The following is a 14,657-nucleotide window of genomic DNA, read 5'->3' on the forward strand; positions in this document are numbered from 1 at the left end:
TTTGCCACGAATTACACGAATTTTCACTAATTCTTTGTGGAGCTAAATGTACACAAATTTCATACTAATGTAGGAAATGTTTTATTATTTAGTGTGTGTGCGTTTCAGGTTTATATTTAGTAAGTATAATAATTTTCAAATTTAACAAAAACGAATTCGTGAAAATTCGTGTAATTCGTGGCAAAACCTAAAACAAACTTTGTTGTGTACTTGGGTTTTCATGCTCAATTAACCATTTTTTGCGCGATAAACCTCCAGCGTATCCGGTTAAAGATCCATTTGTGCCAATAACGCGATGACAAGGAACAACAATCCAAAGCGGATTTTTACCATTGGCTGATGCGACGGCACGAATTGCTTTTACATCACCCAATTTTTTGGTTTGATCCATATAACTTACCGTTTTTCCGTATGGAATTTCCAATAGTGATTTCCATACTTTTTGTTGAAATTCAGTTCCTTGCGGATTTAATTTCAATTCAAAATCGGTTCTTTTTCCTTCAAAGTATTCCTGTAGTTGCAAAACGGCTTCTTGTAAAACTTTTGGAATTTTATTTGAAACTTCATTAGTGCCAACATCTGAAACTGAAATTACAGCAATACCATCTTCATCGCCAATGATTTTTGTGACTCCTAAAGGTGAATTGATGTAGACTGTTTCCATATTTTTTACCGCAAAGGCGCTAAGGTTTATCGCAAAGTTCGCAAAGTTTTTGTTTCTACCATGTAAGTGATGTAAGGAAATTTAAGTTTGTTTGGTTTAAACGATTGTCATCCTGAGCGAAGTCGAAGGCGTTCCAATTGAATCGGGCTTCGACTTCGCTCAGCCTGACATCCAACTTTAATAATTGTCCAGCTTAAATTGGTAATTTAAACTGTTTTCAATCTTTTCACTTGAAACTATCTTTTTGATGTTTGATTTTTCAGCAGTAAACTTCGGTAAAATCAAACTTTGCTCTTTTGCTTTTTGAGTATAATATTTCTCTCTTGTGGGATGAAAAGGCGCAACGGCATTAAAAACTTCATTCCATTTTGATTGATTTATGATTTCCAGAATGATTTGGATGCAATCGTCTTGGTGAATTAAATTTACCGGAGCATCTGGATTCTCAAGGTTTTCTTTTCCGGCGAGAAATTTTACCGGATGACGATCTTGACCAATTAATCCGCCGAAACGTAGATTCGTAGTTTTGAAGTTTTGATTTTTTTGAAGAATAGCTTCCGCTGCAAGCAATTGTTTACCACTTTCGGTTTCCGGATTCGCAATTGTTTCTTCTGTGATATTTCCGTTTTCATCTCCATAAACAGAAGTAGAGCTCACAAAAAGCACTTTTGTAACAGTTGATTTTTCTATAAAAGGAATTAAAGTTTCAATTTTCTCCACAAAAATCTTTCTGGAAGAATCGCCGGAATCAGCATTATTTCCTCGCAATTTGGGTGGAATATCAATAATTAAGATTTCACTTTTATCTAGAAATTTAGTTATACTTTCTGAAACACTTTCACTTTCAAGTGTCACCAAAAATGGATTAATTCCGGCTGCTTCTAAAATCGAAAGTTTGTTTTCAGAAGTCGTCGATCCGTTTACCGAATGTTTTTCTTCAATTAGTTTTTTAGCCAATGGCAATCCCAACCATCCACAGCCCAATATGCTTATTTTTGTCATTTCTTTTTAGAGGTTCAAAGATTCAGAGTTACAAAGGTACAGAGGTTTTTTTGTTTCACGCAGATTTTGCGGATTTGCGCAGATTCTGCAGATTAATATTTGCAAAAAATAATCTGCAGAATCTGCGTGAAACAAGAAAACGTTTCTCCAGATAAATATTGAGATTGCAAATTAAATTATTTTACAAATTTAGCGTAAACCTAACCTTATCTTTTCCCTGTGCTCCAATCCTATGGTAGAATTTTATAGCTCTTTCGTTGAATTGTGGCGTTTGCCATTGTATGTTGATGCAATTCTTTTCAATTGCAATTTCTTTTAGTTTTTCGATTAAAACTTCACCAATTCCGAAACTTCTCGCTTGATTTTCCAAAAACAAACAATCCATGTAAATGAAAGTTGCGGCATCCCAAGTTGAATAATCAAAAGTATAAGAAACATAACCAACGATAGTTTCTTTCGTTGCAACAACTAAAGAATATAATTTTGGCTGTGAATCAAAAAGCGCTTTTTGTAAACTTTCTTCTTTTCCTTCAGGAGAAAAATGGGCTTTTTCGTATTCGGCATGTTTTTGACAGAGAATTACGAGTTTTGGTAAATCCGAGATCTCACAACTTCTTATTGAATATTCCATTGCAGGTTAATTTCGGTTTGTAAAAAGGTAATAAAATGATAAAAGTAAGCCGGATATTCCTGATTGTCGCGAATTGCGATGAAATGCTTTCTTTTTAAGCCGTTTTTACCAATTTTAATAGCTTTTATGGGATTGTTTTTTAAATGTGGCATCAAAGCCCATTTCGCCATCGACATTACGCCCATATCAGCTTTTACCATTTCCAATGAAGCTTCAGTAAGTGGCAGCGCGGTAATTTTTTTGGGAGTTACTTTCGCTGGAGCCAAAACAAACTGATGAATCGTAACGGTTTCCATCGGAAGGGAATGAATTAGCAGATGCTCGCCAATGAAATCTTCGGCAACTACATATTTTTTATTCGCCCAAGCATGATTTTCAGAAACCGCCATGACAACTTCATCCTGAAAAAGTTCCATGTATTTAATATTATTGTCATTGATCTGATCGCTTATGATTGCAATATCAATTACATTTTCTAATAATTTTTGTAACGGAATATGAGTGGCTTCGGTTACGATTTTCAATTCGACATTCGGATATAGTAAATGAAATTGTTTCATGACCGATGGCAACCAGTGATAACTCGAGAAGCATTCTGTACTTATCCTGATTTCGCCGTATTCGCCAAATACCATTTGTTTGATCTGCGTTTCAGTTTGAGAAAGCTTTTCCAGAATTTCGTTGGCAAGCGTGTAGATTTTTTCACCGGCTTTTGTTAAAACCAGTTTTTTGTTCATTCTCAAAAAAATAGGCGTTCCCAATTGATATTCGGCTTCTTTAAGCTGATGGCTCAAAGCCGATTGCGTCAAATAAAGTTTGTCGATCGCTTTAGTAATGCTTCCTTCTTCGACAATTGCTTTTATCAACTTTAAATGACGTATTTCCATTTTTTAGAGAATTAGTATACAAAGGAACAAAATTTTAGGCTGGCTTTTGTATGAAAAAAAGTAATGAAAGTAATGAATTCTTTTCGTTTTTATGGGAAGTAGGGTTGGACTACTTTTGAAAAAACAAATAACTAAAAACGGTAATTATGGAAGCTCAAATTAAACATTATGAAAACAAACTGGTATTTGAAATGGATCCTTCAGATTTGTTTGACGCCTTAAATAGTGGTGAAAAAGTTATTGCTTTGGATGCCAGAAAAGCTTTTGGTTTTGAAGCAGAACATATTCCGACAGCGATTAATATTCCGCATCGCGAAATGACGGCTGAAAGTACCCAACATTTGGATAAGGAATTCTTGTATGTAACATACTGCGACGGAATTGGCTGTAACGCTTCTACAAAAGGAGCTTTGAATATGGCAAAACTTGGTTTTAAAGTAAAAGAATTAATTGGCGGAATAGAATGGTGGAAATTTGACGGCTATGCAACCGAAGGGACAAAAGCAACGAAGTCCGGGTTGAATATTGAATGTGCATGTTAAATAGAAAAGGGCAAACTTTAATTAGTTTGCCCTTTTTGATATTGGTGTAGTTGTTTATTCTGGTTTAACAACTGGTATTAAAGTGTCTTTTGCAACGACAACGCTATCTTTTATTGGTGCAGTTTCAATAGGAGCCAAAGGCGCAGTATATCTTTTTATTTTTTGCTGAATTAAAACGGCATCGTTCAAAACAAAAGGTGTTGGCATCATCCAGTCGCTTCTTGGTTTAATCTGGAATAGGGGATTGGTCATTAAATCGAATGAACTTTCAATCAAATCCATATCAAAAACAGAAGATTTGTTGATGTAAAAGTCTAAAACCAACGGTTCATTGCCCACAACATAATAACATAATATTTTTATGTCGTCTCGTTCTAAACGATTTCCTTTTGCTCCTGAAGTCGAAACACCATTTGCTTTGAAGTTGTAAAACGTCATTTTTGGATTTGCAAAAATATCGTAACGGTTTACTTTTCGGTTTGGCGTAATTCTTATTTTTAGATATCTGTTATTTCCAATAACACTGTCTTTTATGAATTCAATTGTCGGTTTTGGCACCGCAACTTTAGGCGCAATGGCGCTATAGGTAAAAGTTGAATTGTACTTGCTGGCAATAGGAAGACTATTTAAGCCAACGGCTTTTTGATTAGTGTTTCCGAGATAAGTTTTCGTCCAGTCATCTAAGTTAGTGTCATAAGTAGTCCAGACTGCCGAATCGTTATCTGCATTATAAACGTATAATAAACTGTTTGATTTTGCTTCTCCACGCTGATAACCAGAATGATAACCGGCATATACAAAAAAGCCAATCGAAATAATAAAGAAGAAAATGGTCCATGCGCTTTTTCTAATAAACGAACCAAATAACGGGAGCAATAATCCAAAAAGTAAAACAGTAAGGACCGCACTTCCGTAAAGTATTTTTAAACCTAATCCAACAGGAAACATTACTATAAAAGGCGCAACAATTGCCAATGCAGGAATACTGAATAGCAGATTTAAGCCTAAACTATAATGTTGCGTAATGACGAAGATTCCGAACAATAGAATTCCGAAATAAACCGGAATAATTAAGAAACCGGCGCCAGTTAAACTATTCGCTAAAAAGGCATTAATAACAATCCAAAGTAGCAAAGGCGCTACAAAATGATTCATTGTAATTTTTCCTTCAGAAAAATGATGGTAAAAAGCAAAACAAATTGCAATACTTAACGTAACAAAAGCACCAATATAAGCATGGCCATTATACGTAAATCCGTTGAGTAAATCATTGTATTGCGGATAAGCTTCTAAAAGAATTTTCCATCCTAAAAATGTAACTAATCCGGCAATAAGTAAAGATCCTAAAAGCGGAACAAATCCTCTGAATATTTCTCTAAAAGTGATAACACGTTTTGCTTTTCCAATAAAAATAAAAAGAATTAACAATCCTAAAGCAATAACAGTCATTGGAAAAACCCACGCAAAAGGATAATTAATAAATCCGAAAGGAACGCTAAAGTAAACGTTGTCCTGAGTAGTTTGAGTAGAGTTTAGATCAATATTAGAAAAATATTTTAATAAAGGCATCAAATAAGCGCCTTGATGGGTGAGTGTAGTTTTGTTTAAATGCTGAATATCGTCTTGCTGCGTGTGATAATTGTAATGACCGTCGATAAAAGCGAAATTGAATCCCTGAATGTTGCCTTGTTCTCTAAACACGGTTAAATCAGTATCATTAGGTAACATTTTGTAAATACTGTACATCAGCGAATTCGAAACCGGATATTTTGCTTTTGCATTAGAGAATTCTTTTACAAGAGCTTCATTTCCTTTATTGGTTTCCATCAACATATAACTAGGACCTGAAGAACCTCTGGCTTCAAAATTTAAAACCAAACCTACGTCTTTTGCCCACGGATGCTGATTCACGAAAAGGGCTGCTCCGTTTAATCCTAATTCTTCAGCATCTGAGAAAAGAATTATAATGTCGTTTTTGTGAGATTCTTTAGCATATAAAAAAGCACGAATGCCTTCCAGAATAGTAGCAACTCCGGATGCGTCGTCGCTGGCGCCTTTAGAAAAAGAATGCGGGGCGCTATCGTAATGCGAAAGCAGTAATAGTGCTTTTGAATTGTTGGTTCCTTTTATTCGGGCCAGAATATTTTTAGATTTTACTAAAAGGCCTTTGTCGTTTAGTGTAAAACCTTCCTGAATCGAAGTTTCTAAACCAATCCGGTTCAGTTCAAGTTTCAGATAATTGGCTACTAACTCATGATTGGTTGAGCCAACATAATGGGGTTTCTGGGAAATGATCGCAACTTGATTGAGGGCTCTTTCAGTTGAGAATTCCGCCAGGGCTTCTTCGTTTTTTGAAACCCATTGAGGCATCATTGTGGCATATATAATGCCCAAAATTGCCAAAATGCATAAAAACGCAAGAATGGAAGTAGGATTTTTTTTCATATGATATTTACTAAATTTCTTTTTTTACGAGCATAAAATAATCATTGTCCAGCGAGCGATATCCCTGGTCGTACAAGAAATAGTAGGTATTTCCTGTTTTGGTCTGCAAAATATTGGTAAAAAAATCAAAATCAAAACCCTTATTTACCATTTTATCCCTCGTTGCCTTTGACTTTCCCTCTGTGTTTAATTCAGACAAAATACGGTAATTTTTTCGTAATTTGTTGTTTACATTTCGCATGAAATTAGTACTGTCCTTATTTATCTTGTTGTTATAGGCATTGCGACAGCTGTCTGAACAAAACTTTTTATCTTCTCGACCTACAATTTTTTCAGCGCATTCGAGACATGTTTTCATGTATTGAGCTTTTTAATTTCATATAAATCAGTTCTTCTGTCTTTTAAAATTCGAACACTTCCATGTTCGTGCAGCTGTTTTAGTAAATTCAAATCGACATCGACAATCAGCGTCATTTCTGTATTTGGAGTTGCTTCGGCTTTTATACCATTGCTCGGAAAAGCAAAATCTGAAGGCGTAAACACAGAAGCCTGCGCATACTGAATATCCATATTATTCACTTTTGGTAAATTTCCAACGCAGCCTGCAATGGCAACATAACATTCGTTTTCTATCGCACGTGCCTGCGAACAGTGTTTTACACGGGTATACGCATTTTGAGTATCTGTTAAAAACGGAACAAATAAGATATTCATTCCTTCGTTGGCCAGAATTCTTGAAAGCTCCGGAAACTCAACATCATAACAAATCAGGATTCCGATTTTACCACAATCAGTATCAAAGGTTTTAAATTCAGAACCGCCTTTCATTCCCCAATGCTGTACTTCATTTGGTGTTACGTGAATTTTGGTATACATTTCTGAAGTTCCATCCCTTTTACACAAAAATCCAACATTATACAAATTACCGTTGTCTATATAAGGCATACTTCCGGTAATAATATTGATATTATACGAAATAGCTAATTCCTGAAAGCGTTTTCTGATTGGGTCAGAATAGCGGGCAAGTTCACGAATCGCTTCAGCTTCAGATAAATGATTATAATCGGCCATTAAAGGCGCAATGAAAAGTTCAGGAAACAGAGCAAAATCAGCTCCATAACCGGAAACAACATCAATAAAAAACTCTGATTGCTCGAAAAACTCTTCTACATTATTCAATTGACGCATTTGCCATTGAATTAATCCCAGACGAATAACGCTTTTTTCAAGATTGATAAGTTTTGGACTTTCATCATAATAAACATTATTCCATTCTAATAAAACGGCAAATTCTTTAGATTCCTCATCGCCTTCAAGATAATTTTTGATGATTCGCAGAACGTGAAAATCATTGCTTAACTGAAACGAAAGTACGGGATCGTGCAATTCTTTATGTTTTACTTTGTCGATATACACTCTTGGCGTCATCTTTTTTGAATGTTGAGAATAATTCGGAATTCTTCCTGCAAAAACAATGGCTTTTAAGTTTAATTGTTCACAAAGTTCTTTTCGGGCATCATATAAACGTCGGCCTAAACGCAAACCGCGATAGTGCGGGTGGATAAAAACGTCTATACCGTACAAAATTTCCCCATCTGGATTGTGGGTTGAAAAAGTATAATCGCCGATGATTTGTCTGTAATTATGTCTTTTGTCTACTAGTTTTTCATCAAGAATTAATGACAGTGCAGATCCTACAACGATGCCATCGACTAATATAACTAATTGACCTTCAGGAAATATAGAAAGTAGTTTTTTAATATCGTTAGATCTCCAGTAAGAATTGGCCATTTCAGGATAAGACTCAACCATTGAGTTTTTCAATTGTTGATAGTCGTCAAATTCTAGATTTCGCAATTCGACTTTATTGATTTTTGTTTGCATTTAATTAAGATTTCTGTTAAATATACAAAAAAAATTTCCATTTACAAACGGTTACAAATAGTTACAACCGAAAGTAAATACTTCGTAACCGATTAATTTTAGTGATGTCCCACATCTTTGCACCGTTGAATTTGATAAACGAATTCAGTTATATAAACATTAAAATACTATACGCCATGAATGCAATGAAAAACAGAGTATAATTAATTGGTAACGTTGGAAACGATCCGGAAATTAAAACATTAGAAAACGGAAAAAAACTCGCACATTTAACGATTGCAACAAACGACAGTTATAAAAATGACAAAGGCGAAAAAGTACAACAAACGGAATGGCACCGAGTTACTGCCTGGGGAAAAACAGCTGAAATTATCGAGAAATTTGTGGCAAAAGGAAAAGAAGTTGCCATTGAAGGAAAGTTAACACACAGAAGTTACGATGACAAAAACGGTGAAAAAAGATATGTAACAGAAGTTGTTGTAAATGAAATTTTACTTTTGAGTAAATAGTTTGTGATATTTAAATCCGAGAGGTTTTATCCCGAAGCCTCGGGATAAAACCTCTCGGATTTAACTTTGCTTAAAACAATTATAAAACAGAAGCGCCATTTATATCCGTTGTAAGTACTTCGCTCATATAATCAAAAAAAGGTCTCATGTTTTTGCATGTTTCCAAAGCCTGTTCTAAAAAAAGTGGACTTAAAACTTCATCATCGGTAAAACGTTTAATGATCAAAAACTGTTTGTAGCGAAGTAAATCAATGGCTTTGTGGTTTGCATCAAAACCTTTTGGTGATGTTTTAAGCTGTTCGCCTTGTAAAGTGCCGAAAGTATTTACAAAAGATTTCGAATTCAATATTTTTTGAAATGGTTCAGGATCCTGATCAAATTCGCTTCTTATGCGTTTTAAATCTGCAGCGTTTGGTCCCCAAAAACCTCCGCCGAAAAAGCTGTTTCCTTTTTCCAGATGAAAATAGTAGCCGCCACGTCTTTCTTTTGTTGCTCTGGTAAAGCTTCCTCCCCAAAAAGTTTTAAAAGGAGTTTTGTCTTTAGAAAAACGAATGTCACGATAAATTCGGTAAACGCTCTTTTTGCCTGAAGTAGTTTCTAAGACATCCGTTTTGGATAGTTCCTGAAGCAATGCACCTGCAAAAGTTTCAATATGATTTAATTCGGTTAAGTATCTTGGCTTATTTGCATCAAACCAGGGTTTGTTATTGTTTTCTTTGAGTTGTAGTAAAAAATCAAGACTGGATTTGGGTATAGTAATATTGTTTTCCATAATTAAAATTTGGTCTTTTTAAAATCAGAAGACGGCTGTAATTTAAACTAAAAACCCACCAGATTTCTTGGTGGGTTTGTGTATATTTATTTAAGCAGTTTTTTTTATTAAGTCGAACATAGGACAACGGGAGCAACGTTTCTTTTCGCTCTTTTTGAATTTCTCACAGCAAGATGACTTGCAGTTTTCGATCTTCTTAATTTTATCAAGGATAGCTTTGTTCTTCTTTTTCTTTTTATCCTTTTTCTTGTCCTTGTCTTTCTCTTGCTTGCTCAATTTTCCTCTGAATTATAAAACAGAGGCAAATATAAAAGAATAAAGTTATCTTTAAGTATTCTAAATAAACTTTAACTTTTTTATTTTGGATTGATTGCGATTGAGCTTGTAACTGTTAATTGCTGAATATCACGATCAAACAAGTAAAGCCCGCCTTTGTCATCTCCAATTAAGTTGATTTTATCCAGAATAGATTTAGCGGTTGCTTCTTCTTCGATTTGTTCTGCCACATACCATTGTAAGAAATTGTGAGTTGCATAATCCTTTTCTTCAAAAGTGATGTGAACCAATTCATTAATAGACTCTGAAACAAAAATTTCATGGCTGTAAAGGGCTTCAAACATTTCTTTAAAAGTAGAATAGGATGTTTTAGGCGCTTTTAGATCTGTAATTTGAGCGTGACCTCCGCGTTCGTTTATATACTTAACAAGTTTAAGCATATGTGCACGCTCTTCGTCTGATTGTGTATACATGAATTGAGCTATTCCTTCTAATCCGTGTACTTCAGCCCAACAAGCCATAGAAAGGTAGGTTTGCGAAGATTCTGCCTCTATGCGAATTTGTTTGTTTAAAGCTGCTTCAATATTTTTCGATAACATAAGTGTGTCTTTTTTGTAAAGTTAAAAAAAATAATCCAATCCGTTTTTTTCAAAATGTGAAACTTAGGCATTTGGATTAATTCTCAATAAACTTAAGACTTTTCAAAACGAAAAGGTTTCGAGAATTGTGCTTTATTCATAATCGGATTTCCGTTGCCTTCTCTTATAAAACCATCTGTAAATTTACGCATGATAAATTGTTTAGAAACCAAATCATAATAACCTAAAATAGAATAATCTTTTAGCTTAAGAATGTTTTCAAGCGACACATTTTTAGTAATACTCAGGAAATAGAAAATGTTATCGATAGCTAAAGGTTCTGATTGCTGGTTTACAAATTCAAGATCAGGATTCAAAACAGCATCAAAAGAAACAGTTTTGGTTCGCGTATATTGTGATTGCCCGTTGCCATCATTAAAGAAATCATTTTGCCCATAATCGATACTAAAGGCTACATATTCTACATATCCACCAAACGTGATAAAATTATTTTTCTTGTTTTTTAAAACAGAAACGCCCACACTTAAGTCTGATAAATGACTCAGAAATTTGGAAGTGGTTTTTAATTCCTGAGGTTTATTATTGCTTGTTTGAAGAAAGAAAGGAGAATTTTTAAATCGTATTGTGTCGTTTTTTGAAAAAGAAATACTTTTTAATGTTTTTCCGGAATCAAAATCTTTTAAATCAAATAAGAATTCGTCTTTGTTGGCCTTTACCTGAAACAATTGATTTTCGCTGTAAAAGGAATTCGAATTTTGAGAAGCTTTTTTAGAAACAGGCTGATTAAAGTTTTTCTCCGTAACAACAAGAGTTTCCATATTAAGATCAAAAACCTGTGTTTTTTTTGCGCTATAATCCAATGTCAGAATAATACGGTCTTCCAATACATACATCTTGTTGATGCTGGTGGTTTTGTCTAAAGGATTAAAATCATTTGACTCCATTTTATGAATGGGATAATATTTAATAAGTGTACTCAATGTAAAGTTTTGACCCTTTTCATTTTGAAAGTTGAAGCCTGAAAAATCGAACATTTTTATTTCACAATTTCCATTTTTGAATTCATAAAGAAGAAGATGCTGTTCTCTTTTTTCTTTTGCAAGAACATAAAAGCTATTGTTTTTTTGAAATGTGCTTATAATGTAATCATCGTTTTGAGGAAAATCAAAATTTAATGTTTTAGAGTTCTTAGTGTCCAGATAATATTTGATGATTTTTATGTTTTTTAAATTATCTGAACCCCAGTAAAGTGTCGGATTTCCATCTTCACTAAGACTGTGTCCCATTAAAGTTCTATTTTCAGCAATTCGTATCGAGTCAGTAAATTGATTTGTCAGGAAAAGCGATTTATTATACTTTAAGATAGTAATGTTTTTATCGTCTGTGGCAAAAGCATATACATCATGCGTTTTTACATCTTCAACATTTAAAATTTGACCGTTTTCTAATGGGTTATTTAGGTTTAACGGAAAAGAGTTTAGTATTGTCTGACCAAACAATATTGATTTTGAGAATATAAGAAAAAAGAGGAGTAAATTTTTCATGACTTTTTAGGCGCAAATATTATTCCAAATTTAATTAAATAAAATGTAAGTAAGAGCCTTGGAAGTTTTTATACCGCAATTCAAACATTTGATTTCTTAATAAAAGGCATAAAAAAAGCCCCGAAGAAATTTTCTTCGGGGCCTGATTATTCTATTATTGAATACTAATTATCTTATTTTAAAAGTAACTCTTCTGGCTATTCTTCTAGCTTCTTCTGAATCTTTTTGAATAGATGTGTCAGCTCCTGCAGGTACAACGTTTAATCTTGAAGATGCAATTCCGGCTTTTTCAAAAATGGTTTTAACATTGTTTGCTCTTGCTTTAGATAATTTCTCATTGTACTCAGAACTTCCAACCTGATCTGCATAACCAATAATATCAAGATTAGCAGAAGGGTTTTTTCTTAAGTAAGTTAAAACAGCATCAATCGCAGCTGTAGAATTTTCTATTGGAGTAGCTTTATTAAAATCAAAATAAACACTATAGTATTTATCATTAATCATTTCTTTAACAATATCCTTGTCGCTTACGGCTTGAGTATTGTTAATTTGTTTTTCTACAATTACTTGTTTTTCCGGAATTTTTTTAATTTGTGCTTCAAGATCAGCAATTTTGCTTTCTAATCCAGAAAGATCTGCGCTATCTTGTGATAGTACAACCCAGTCAGCATGTTTTGTGTTTTTCCCTAAATAAACATTTAAACCAATTGTTCCGTTAAAAAGAACTCCTGAAAATCCACTTTCATACTCAACAGGAACGCCGTCAAATGTAGCATTTTGGTTAGAATTAAGAATTGTAGTAAAATCACCAGTTAAAGCAATTCTGTCAGTCAATCTTATTTGTCCGGTAACTCCAGCAATAAAATTACCCATTTTGTCTTTAATGTGATTATCACTGTTCTCTAATCTTGATAAACCAAAACCTGTATGCGCTAATAAACCAATTGTTTTAGTCCAGGTTTCAAAGTTCATGATTCTTCCTAAGTTCGCTACAGCTTGTAAATCAGCTCTGTAATATTTTGAGTCAAAATTTGCTGAATTACCGCCATCTATAAAATGGTTGTATCCAACATCAGCTTTTAAACCAAACTTGTTGTTAAACATATACCTTGCACCTAAATCAACTACAAATGGACTAGGAAAAGAGGTGTAATAATTACTTGCTGAGAAAGGTCTTTGAGGTTTGTTAACCCCACCACTTAATTCGACAGACCATTTATTGTAATCCGAAGCTTTTTTTTCTGTTTCTGTTTGTGCTTGTGCATGGGTTAAACCTAGCGCGCAAGCCAAAACAATTAGAATTTTTTTCATTGTTATTTGAGTTTTAAAATTTTCCCCAAACCAACAATTATTTGTAAGAATAGTCACCCACTAAAAGTTATTATTGCCACAGAATAGGGCAAAAGTAAATTAGCGGCTAATCGTTCATTAAATCCTGAAAAAAATCTACAAATTTACCCATATGTAATCCGTCCATTAAACCATGATGTACGTGAACTGACATTGCGATGGTTCTTTGTCCGGTTTCTGAAGTTATCATCTTGCCGAAAGAAATTTTAGGGCAGCTATCCGGATAAGTATAACTTCTGGCGTGCGAAAGCGAAGTAAAATTCAACCACGGAATTGCAGAGAAATGTATCACATTATCATCATCAAATGATCTTGTGAAAAGTCCGGTGGTATTTTGAATTCTTTCGATTTCTGCTAAAGCATTTTGTTCGAAAACTTTAAAATCAGGGTTGTATTCGATTAATGAAAATCCGAAAGTCCCATCTTCGCGCCCAATTGTTGCAGAAGCATCCACACGATCGTTAATGTAAATTTTGTCTTCTGAAATTCTGTACTTAAAATTTTCAATAGAATTTACAGCAACCAAAGTCTTATGTAAATAATAGATGAAAAAAGAAGCTTTTAAACTTTTTGCAGTTTGATACGCTTTTGTACAATCAATTTGAACGGTCGCGCCAAAAAAAGGCTCTTCCATTTGTCTGAAATGCTTAAAATGTTCTTTTCTATTCCAGTTTTCTAAATCTAAAAGTGTTTTCATTATAGTAAGTTATGAACGACTTCGGTAATTTTTTCGAATGAACTAAAATGTTCATGCTCTACTTTATGGCTGATTTTTTCATGCTCCCAAGTGGTGTGAAACGGAATGTGTACAGCGTAACCGCCAATTCCTAAAACAGGTAATACATCAGATTTTAATGAATTCCCAATCATTAAAAATTCATGAGCCTGAATGTCTAAACGGCCTAATAATTTCTCGTAATCAATTTCCTGTTTGTCTGACATCACTTCGATATGATGAAAATAATGTCCCAAACCGGAACGGTGCAATTTGCTGTGCTGGTCTTTTAAGTCGCCTTTTGTAGCCACAACCAATTTATAATTACCTTGCAAAGCCTGTAAAGTTTCTTCGATTCCGTCAAGAAGTTCGATTGGTTTTTCTAGTAATTCTTTTCCGTATTGAATAATTTTCTGAATCACTTCAACGGGAATTGTATTGTTTGAAATGTTCATCGCAGCTTCAATCATCGAAAGAATGTAGCCTTTAATTCCGTATCCATACAGAGGCAAATTTGCAATTTCAATTTTAAATAATTCCTGCGAAATTCCCTGCTGTGAAAGATAATCTTCCATCAAGGCGCAAAATTTATGTTCCGTTTCCTGAAAGTAAGGTTCGTTTACAAACAGTGTATCATCAGCATCAAATGCGATTACTTTTAAATTTGGTATTTTGCTTTTATGTAACATAATGTTTTTGTTTCAAGTGTTTTTTTGTTCAGGTTTTTTGCCACGAATTGCACGAATTGGCACAAATTTTTTTGCCACAGATTATAATGATTTCAAAGATTTAAAAATATCTGCTCAATCTGCCAAATCTGCGTGAATCTTCTTCGCA

The 14,657-nt window shown here is 33.9% G+C and carries 15 protein-coding genes; 2 read left to right on the plus strand and 13 right to left on the minus strand.

The features are described 5' to 3' along the window. Positions 1 to 187: 187 nt before the first annotated feature. The 4 genes from EV143_RS02105 to EV143_RS02120 all read right to left on the minus strand — a co-directional run bounded on the left by EV143_RS02105 (position 188) and on the right by EV143_RS02120 (position 3,184). On the minus strand, positions 188 to 664 hold the full coding sequence (locus EV143_RS02105; RefSeq protein ID WP_133506334.1) for a methylated-DNA--[protein]-cysteine S-methyltransferase: 477 nt from the start codon (positions 662 to 664) through the stop codon (positions 188 to 190). Between the two features lie 177 nt (positions 665 to 841). Further along, positions 842 to 1,666 (minus strand): SDR family oxidoreductase, encoded by an 825-nt coding sequence (locus tag EV143_RS02110; RefSeq protein ID WP_133506335.1) that lies wholly within the window; start codon positions 1,664 to 1,666, stop codon positions 842 to 844. A 181-nt stretch (positions 1,667 to 1,847) separates the two neighbouring features. Next, on the minus strand, positions 1,848 to 2,297 hold the full coding sequence (locus tag EV143_RS02115; protein WP_133506336.1) for a GNAT family N-acetyltransferase: 450 nt from the start codon (positions 2,295 to 2,297) through the stop codon (positions 1,848 to 1,850). Beyond that, positions 2,282 to 3,184, minus strand: a complete 903-nt coding sequence (locus EV143_RS02120; RefSeq protein ID WP_133506337.1) for a LysR family transcriptional regulator — start codon at positions 3,182 to 3,184, stop codon at positions 2,282 to 2,284. The genes EV143_RS02115 and EV143_RS02120 overlap by 16 nt, the downstream gene beginning before the upstream one ends. Positions 3,185 to 3,330: 146 nt before the next feature. Here EV143_RS02120 and EV143_RS02125 point away from each other — a divergent pair, with 146 nt between their 5' ends. Continuing rightward, positions 3,331 to 3,726, plus strand: a complete 396-nt coding sequence (locus EV143_RS02125; protein WP_133506338.1) for a rhodanese-like domain-containing protein — start codon at positions 3,331 to 3,333, stop codon at positions 3,724 to 3,726. A 54-nt stretch (positions 3,727 to 3,780) separates the two neighbouring features. On the opposite strand, the gene EV143_RS02130 is transcribed toward EV143_RS02125, so the two are convergent. The 3 genes from EV143_RS02130 to EV143_RS02140 are packed head-to-tail and all read right to left on the minus strand — an operon-like array spanning position 3,781 to position 8,055. Continuing rightward, positions 3,781 to 6,171 (minus strand): M28 family peptidase, encoded by a 2,391-nt coding sequence (locus EV143_RS02130; RefSeq protein WP_133506339.1) that lies wholly within the window; start codon positions 6,169 to 6,171, stop codon positions 3,781 to 3,783. Positions 6,172 to 6,181: 10 nt separating this feature from the next. Then, positions 6,182 to 6,529: a hypothetical protein gene (locus tag EV143_RS02135; protein WP_133506340.1), complete on the minus strand. Its 348-nt coding sequence runs from the start codon at positions 6,527 to 6,529 to the stop codon at positions 6,182 to 6,184. After that, entirely contained in the window at positions 6,526 to 8,055 is a 1,530-nt protein-coding gene (locus EV143_RS02140) for a carbon-nitrogen hydrolase family protein (RefSeq protein WP_133506341.1), read from the minus strand. The genes EV143_RS02135 and EV143_RS02140 overlap by 4 nt, the downstream gene beginning before the upstream one ends. Before the next feature lie 206 nt (positions 8,056 to 8,261). Between EV143_RS02140 and EV143_RS02145 the strand changes: the two genes are divergently transcribed. Continuing rightward, positions 8,262 to 8,564 carry a single-stranded DNA-binding protein gene (locus tag EV143_RS02145; RefSeq protein ID WP_243739783.1) on the plus strand — a complete coding sequence of 101 codons (303 nt, stop codon included), beginning with the start codon at positions 8,262 to 8,264 and terminating at the stop codon, positions 8,562 to 8,564. Between the two features lie 79 nt (positions 8,565 to 8,643). On the opposite strand, the gene EV143_RS02150 is transcribed toward EV143_RS02145, so the two are convergent. The 6 genes from EV143_RS02150 to EV143_RS02180 form a co-directional block, all read right to left on the minus strand. Further along, on the minus strand, positions 8,644 to 9,336 hold the full coding sequence (locus tag EV143_RS02150) for a DUF2461 domain-containing protein (RefSeq protein ID WP_133506342.1): 693 nt from the start codon (positions 9,334 to 9,336) through the stop codon (positions 8,644 to 8,646). A 356-nt stretch (positions 9,337 to 9,692) separates the two neighbouring features. Next, positions 9,693 to 10,211 (minus strand): ferritin, encoded by a 519-nt coding sequence (locus EV143_RS02160; RefSeq protein ID WP_133506344.1) that lies wholly within the window; start codon positions 10,209 to 10,211, stop codon positions 9,693 to 9,695. A 92-nt stretch (positions 10,212 to 10,303) separates the two neighbouring features. Then, positions 10,304 to 11,755, minus strand: a complete 1,452-nt coding sequence (locus tag EV143_RS02165) for a hypothetical protein (RefSeq protein WP_133506345.1) — start codon at positions 11,753 to 11,755, stop codon at positions 10,304 to 10,306. Between the two features lie 168 nt (positions 11,756 to 11,923). Continuing rightward, a complete protein-coding gene (locus EV143_RS02170; RefSeq protein WP_133506346.1) occupies positions 11,924 to 13,066 on the minus strand; it encodes an OmpA family protein in 1,143 nt (380 codons plus the stop codon). 106 nt (positions 13,067 to 13,172) lie between these two features. Next, positions 13,173 to 13,802, minus strand: coding sequence for a chloramphenicol acetyltransferase (locus EV143_RS02175; protein WP_133506347.1), 630 nt, complete (start codon positions 13,800 to 13,802; stop codon positions 13,173 to 13,175). Beyond that, positions 13,802 to 14,509, minus strand: coding sequence for an HAD family hydrolase (locus tag EV143_RS02180; protein WP_133506348.1), 708 nt, complete (start codon positions 14,507 to 14,509; stop codon positions 13,802 to 13,804). The genes EV143_RS02175 and EV143_RS02180 overlap by 1 nt, the downstream gene beginning before the upstream one ends. Between the last annotated feature and the right edge of the window lie 148 nt (positions 14,510 to 14,657).

It is taken from the genome of Flavobacterium chryseum, from assembly GCF_004362015.1.
GTDB lineage: Bacteria > Bacteroidota > Bacteroidia > Flavobacteriales > Flavobacteriaceae > Flavobacterium.